Here is a 6,820-nt window from a genome sequence, read left to right as displayed (position 1 = left end):
GCCGCTTCAGTTCAGAAAAACCTTTGTCCATCTCTGTTCTGAAAACAGCCTCTTGCGCATACAGGTCTTTCCCCATATTCACATACTGGGAACCTGCTCCAGAAAACATAAATACCACAGACCGGCCACGCTCCCTGCTCTTCACAAATGACTGCCTGGCAAGGCCGGAATTCAACAGCTGAACCAGCTCCTCCTGATCCTGATACACCAGGGACTTCCGGTAAGTAAAATCCTTCCTGCCAACTTGCAAAGTATAACACAGGTCAGCCTGACTAACTTCGGGACCGGCAATCAGAAAATCCGAAAGTTCCGTCATATACCGGAGCAATGCAGTTTCAGTTTTGGCTGAAATGGTTAATATTTTGTACTTTCTTGAAAGCTCATCTCCCTGCTGCTGAACCAAAGGTGCTTCTTCCAGAATGACATGGGCATTGGTCCCTCCCACACCGAAAGAACTAACTCCGGCTCTTAACGGACTATCTCCAGTCCTTTTCCAGTCCGCAAGTTCCGTATTCACATAAAAAGGTCCTCCTTCAAAATCTATCGAAGGATTGGCCTCCTGGTAATGAAGACTCGCCGGAATCTGCTGATGTTTCAGGCTCAGAACCGTTTTAATTAAACCCGCAATGCCGGCAGCAGCATCCAGGTGTCCGATATTGCTTTTTACAGAACCCAGGGCACAATGCTTCGCCGGACTTCTGTTAAAGGCAATATTCAATGCTTCAACTTCAATCGGGTCTCCTAATTTCGTCCCCGTTCCATGAGCTTCTACATAGCTGATCGTTGCCGGATCAACTCCGGCAATCTGATGCGCCATTTTTATACATTCCAGCTGTCCGTTGACACTGGGTGCGGTATACCCTACTTTTTGATTGCCATCATTATTGACCGCGGTAGATTTGATCACCGCATAAATATGATCATTGTCTTTTAATGCTTCGGTCAATCGCTTTAATACCACTACTCCAACGCCATCACTAAACATCGTACCCTCAGATTTGGCATCAAATGTTCTGCAGTGTCCATCGGAACTGACCACCATATCCGGCCGGTATAAATATCCTTTTTTCTTATGGGTAGTCAGGCAAATCCCGCCGGCCAAAGCAATGGTACATTCCCGCGTCAGCAAACTTCTCGCAGCGAGGTGGACCGCGACTAAGGAGGTGGAACATGCAGTATCCACAAACAAAGAAGGTCCTCTTAAATTCAATTTATGGGAGACCAATGTGCTCATAAAATTGCTGTTGGAAAGTTGAGAAGCATAAAAGGGATCCAACAAAGATTTATCCTGATTCGCCATGACATGCAATTTCCAGTTGGCGGAACTGGATGCGCCTGCAAACAAACCGATTTTCTTTTTATCTATCGAACTGGCATACCCGGCGTCCTCCAATGCTTTCCAGCAATTCTGATGAAACAACCTGATCTGAGGGTCCATTGTAGCAGCCTCATGATCGGTATATCCGAAGAAAGAATGGTCAAACTTATCTTTATCAGCAAAATCACCAGTCATTTTTACGTACGCATCATCTGACAGCTCCGCTTTGGATACGCCCGATGCTTCCAGTTCCACATCAGATAAATTTCTGATGAGTTCCTTGCCCTCCCGAAGGTGTTGCCAATAGGTGCTAGAATTACTGCTCCCTGGAAATTGCCCTGAAACACCGATAACTGCGATCTCCAGACCATTATAAATATTTTCAGACATGTTACTAATCGAAATTAAATTTGTTTAAATCACTCATGAACTCTTCCCTGTCGAACTCCAGTTCTTCAACTACTTCTTCCGTTTTAGAAAAATGATCAACCAGGCTTTTGATGTTAGAAAACCGAAATAAAACGGAAACGTCAACTTCCATCTCAAATTCCTTTCTGATCTCCCTGGCAAGCCTGATGATCTTAAGTGAGTTGCCTCCTATTTCAAAAAAATTATCATAGATGCCAATCTTGTCATGCCCTAATACATCTTGCCATATTCCAACTAATTTTGCTTCAATTTCGCTTCGGGGGGCAACATAATTATCAGTGTATACCCGTTTTGGAAGCGCCAGTCTATGCAAAGTGTTTTTATCGATTTTGCCGCTATTATTTAATGGCAGACTATCCAGTTGAATGAAGTAAGCCGGAACCATATAAGGCAATAAGCTTTTATTCAGATGTTCTCTTATCCCCGAAATGTCTAATTCCTCTTTGCCTTCAAAGTAGGCTACCAATTGCTTGCTGTGCTCCTCTTCCGATCTATAGATCACACAGACAGCGTCAAGTCCCGGATACCTTAAAAGACAGGTTTCGATCTCCTGCAGGTCTACCCGGTACCCATTTATTTTAATCTGGTCGTCTATTCTGCCGATAAATTCAACATTTCCGTCGGCAAGCCACCTTCCCTGATCTCCTGTCCTAAACAACATGGAATCCGTATTAAAAGGATTGACCCTAAACTTCGACTCCATGAGTACCGGATGATTTACGTACCCCGCAGAAACACAATCCCCTGCGATGCAGATCTCTCCAACAACCCCAATCGGACATAATTCCAGCGCTTCACTCAATATGTAGACTTTTGTATTTGCAATCGGTTTCCCAATCCGGACCCTGTACAGGTCTTTAAGTTCCTCCGTCTGTTTGCGCTCCAGGCCAAGAATTGCATGGGCAATTTCTTCCTGCTCCGCTAATATTTCATTCAGGTCAGACTCCCGGGTAAAGGGATTCATCAAAACGGCACGGAAAAATACCTGATCACTTGTTCCGTTGAGCTTTTTCAGCGCGGTATAGGATACAAAAGACTTACCTTCTGCAAATTGCCGCTCCTGAATTTGTTGATTTAAGTGATTTAGAAAATCCTGTTCATCTGCGGTCAGCGCTCTTAAAAAAATGATATCCCTTAAGCTTTCCGGAATATACCGGTACAGCACAATATTCAAATCTGACTCCTTATCAAGCTCAAAAGACCGGTTTAAAGCAATTATAGATTTAAATAGCTGTGCCCTTCTATAGTTTGATTCAATAATTTCCCCATACCCTTCTATTCCGATCACATTTAATACACCATGCAATACCAGAGATAGAAATGACCTGGATCCTTCGAGCGTGTAACGGCCAAGGTCCAGACTTCCTTTTCTGGCCTGATACTTTGAATTGTGTTCAGAGGAACGGACCTGCTTTTCAGATTTGAATAAGCAAATACTAAATCCCATTGGCAAATAGAGTTGCTTATGTCCGCAGATCGTAACAGAATCTGCCAGCGCAATTCCATTTAGTTTGCCGGAAAGCCCGGTAGAAAACAGATAAGGACCACCAAATGCAGCATCAACATGGAAATGAACCTGATGTTCATTCGCAATAGCACCCAACTCCGTTAAAGGATCAATTTTCCCGGATTCAGTAGAACCGGCTATTCCAATGATGGCCAGGATAAGATAGTTTTCAGCTCTTTTTTCGCGAATAACTTCGGCCAGTTTCAAGCCGCTTTCCCTCAACCGATCTGCATCCATTTCATGCCGGATAAAGGAATCTTCCCCCAAACCCAAAGCCCTCAGGGCCTTCCGAATAGAATAATGCGAGCGTTCGGAGCCAATCACCACAACACCTGTATAATTATAGGCCTTTAAAGCAGCCTGTAATCCTTTCTTATTGAGCCCGGCAAAATCTAATTTTTCGGTCAGCAGATTTGCCAGTGTATAACTTAATGCGACAAAATTTGACATCGTGCCGCCATTGGTTACAACCCCCAATGAAGAAGCCGGGTCCTGAACTACTGATTTATAATACTCCTCTGGCTTACGATAAACCAAATGATGAAGCATACCTACACATTGTCGCTCGATGAATGTACCAATGCCTGAGGTCTCAAATTTTACTAAATTTTGATTCAAGGAGATCATTAACTGATTCAACTCCTGAACTATAGGAGGAACCGGGCCGGTCATATGTCCTATAAACTTAGGGGAAGCAACATTGATCAGCCCTTTATTTAAGTTTTCAGTAAGGAAATCACCATACTCCTCCACTGTTTTTTTCCTGATCCTGACCTCGGTAAAATCTGCATAATTATCTGCCAGTTTATGTTCCTGAACACCTATAATCTCTTCATTAAGAAAGCCTGCGGCCTTTATTTTTTCGATAAATCCGGAAGAAATGCCTTGATCAAAAATCTCAGGAATTTTTTCAGATACCCGGTTTCTTCCTTTTGAGGTATCAAAGAAAGTCGCATCGGCTGTCACCTCAGTAGACCCATAAATATTTAGCAACCTATGGCTTTTAAATACCGTATAGAAATCATCAACAAGCTGACGGCTCAGCACCTCACCACTACAGGTCCAGTCGCTCAGGTTTTGAAGCGTTGTGGAACACAACTCCTCATGAATCAATAGCTGTTTCAACAGCGAAGGCACGAGGACAATCCGGGTCACCTTGAAATGACCTAATTTAACGATGAATTTCTCGACATCCAGCAACTCATGTTTATGGAACATAATGAGCTTAATCCCCTTCAGCAATGGCCCGAATAGTTCCCACATGTGGTCTACAAAACTCAATGAGGTTTTTGCAATACAAACTTCCGCTTCTTTGAATGGAAAAGCGGCCCACATCCAGTTCAGTCTGTTGTGAAGGTTCTGACTTGAAATCAAAACACCCTTGGGTACACCGGTTGAACCGGTGGTATAGATCAAAGCGCAGATCCCTGGGTCCTGGACTTCCGGATATTCCTGCTGATCCGGATCAACCTTAAGACCATTAAAAGTTTTTATGAATTGATCATCGATCACCACACGACAGTTGCTGTCTTTGATCATGTAATCGTTTCTTTCCTGTGGGTTTTCAATATCCAGGGGAAGATAGGTTGCTCCTACCCGGAGTATACCAAGAATAGCAATCAGCATCCATTCATTACGTTCCAGACCTATACCAACGATATCTCCCCTCTTTACCTGATGATTGCCGGCCAGACAATAGGCCAGACGGTTCGATAAATGATCAAGCTGCTGATAAGTCAGTTCCCTGTTTCCTGAAACCAATGCGATATTTTCAGGATAATGACCGACCTGTTCTTTAAATAGCCGAAGTATATTTCCGTCCTTCGGATAACTGATTGCCGTATCGTTAAAATTCTCCAGCAATTCATGTTTTTCACTTTCGCTTAAAAACGCCAGCTTATTGAGCGACTGTTCAGGGTTATGGCTAAAAGACTCCAGTAAACCTTCAAAATGCTTCCATAACCGGCTAATGGTATCCTCAGAAAAAATGTCAGTATTGTATTCGATACTGGCATCTAATTCAACCCCTGTATCGTTAAAATAAAAGGTGATGTCAAACTTACTTAAGTGATGCTGACCTCCTTCAAATCCTTCAACCTTTAAGCCCTCAACCAATAAATCCGGCTGATGTTCTTCAGTTTGTGAATCTTTAAAAATGAGCATGATGTCGAATAAGGCATTCCTGCTCATATCTCTCTGCAAATTCAAATCTTCCACCAGTTGATCAAAAGGATAAATCTGATGCTCATAAGCGGCTAAGGTAATGTCCCGGGTTTTTCTCAACAGCGACTCACAGGAATCTGTCCCCTTAAACTCGCTCCTTAAGGCCAGTGTGTTGACGAAAAAACCGATCTGATTTTCAAGGTCGCTATGCCCTCTGCCGGCAATCGGACTACCAATGATGATGTCTTCCTGCCCCGTATAACGGTATAACAATGCATTTACCGCAGCCAGAAGTCCCATAAACATCGTGCAGCGATGTGACTTCGTTAAAGCCCTTAGCTGATCAGCGGTGTTTTTTTTGATTTTATATTGATTTGTTCGGCCGGAATAGGTTTTGATGAGCGGACGCACTTTATCCCCGGTTAAATTTAAAACCGGCAGCTCTCCGGAAAACTGATCAAGCCAATATTCCTTATGGCCGTGGACATTCGTCCCGGCCAATTGTGCTTGCTGCCAATCCGCGTAATCCTTATATTGAATTCTCAGCGGAGGTAAAACATCCTTTTTACCCGTTAAATGAGTGTTATAGCTCTGAAGAAGTTCTTTGATCAGGATCCCCATCGACCAGCCATCGCTGATCACGTGATGCATTACATAAGTAAAAACCCATTTATGATCTGCTAACTGGTATAAATTCGCTCTTAACAGTGGTCCTGCACTAAGATCAAATGGCTTAACAAATTCCTGCTCAACCATCGTTTTCAGCAGTTCTTCCTGCTGCACAGAACTGCGAATATCCTCATTGTGAATATGGAAATTAACCTGTTCGGAAGAGCGGATATATTGATGAACATCGCCTTGCTCATCCTCTTTAAATATCGTTCTTAAACTTTCATGGCGTTCAAACAAACTTGCAAAGCTAAATTCAAGCGCAGTACGGTCTAATTTACCTTCAAAAACATACGCACATGGCATGTTATAAGCAACCTGTCCGCCCATCAGCTGATTCAGTATCCACAACCTTTTTTGTGAGGAGGAAAGAACATATTTCTCTTGCTCCGGCAAACAGGCGATGGAAATAAAAGCCTGGGCCTTGCCAGTCTGAATTAATTTAGCCTGATCCTCCAGCACTGACTTTGTAAACAACTCTTTTAGTGCCAGCTTCATACCAAATTCTTTATGAATCTGATTGATCAGACGTATCACTTTTAAGCTATGTCCGCCCAGGTCAAAGAAATTGTCTTTTACGCCAATCTGCTCCCTTCCTAAGATGTCCTGCCAGATCAGGAGCAGGCGTTCCTCCGTATCATTACGGGGAGCCAGATATTCCACACCGGACGACAAACCCAGGCCGTCAGGATCCGGCAGTGCCTTTTTGTCGACCTTTCCATTAGTGGTGAGCG

General features: G+C 43.4%; 2 protein-coding genes. Both read right to left on the bottom strand.

Annotated features, from left to right (window positions below; translation table 11 throughout):
• On the bottom strand, positions 1 to 1,708 hold a 1,708-nt coding region (locus tag BLQ87_RS32960), incomplete at its 3' end, for a type I polyketide synthase (RefSeq protein WP_143010624.1).
• Between the two features lie 4 nt (positions 1,709 to 1,712).
• The coding region (locus tag BLQ87_RS32955) for a condensation domain-containing protein (protein ID WP_143010623.1) at positions 1,713 to 6,820 on the bottom strand (5,108 nt) is incomplete at its 5' end.

The sequence above is a fragment of the Pedobacter steynii genome, from assembly GCF_900103665.1.
In the GTDB taxonomy this organism is placed as follows: domain Bacteria; phylum Bacteroidota; class Bacteroidia; order Sphingobacteriales; family Sphingobacteriaceae; genus Pedobacter; species Pedobacter steynii.
Note: the sequence above shows the minus strand (reverse complement) of the source record. Positions and strands in the feature narration are given on the sequence as shown.